General features: G+C 67.3%; 1 protein-coding gene. It reads right to left on the bottom strand.

The genetic code is table 11. The annotated features are described in order from the left end of the window. Positions 1 to 223: hypothetical protein (locus tag M3147_RS19205; protein WP_251204989.1), on the bottom strand; the 223-nt coding region annotated here is incomplete at both ends.

Raw genomic sequence — 223 nt, 5'->3', positions numbered from 1 at the left:
CACCATCACGCTCCCACGGCTTGCGATCGCCATCACGACGAGGAGCACCCGAGCGATCGTTCTCCCACGGCTTACGGTCGCCATCGCGACGAGGACCACCGGACCGCTCGCCACCGCGAGCACCATCACGCTCCCACGGCTTGCGATCGCCATCACGACGAGGAGCACCCGAGCGATCGTTCTCCCACGGCTTACGGTCGCCATCGCGACGAGGACCACCGGA

It is taken from the genome of Agromyces mediolanus, assembly GCF_023715325.1.
In the GTDB taxonomy this organism is placed as follows: domain Bacteria; phylum Actinomycetota; class Actinomycetes; order Actinomycetales; family Microbacteriaceae; genus Agromyces; species Agromyces mediolanus_A.
This window is presented reverse-complemented; position numbering and strand designations above follow the sequence as displayed.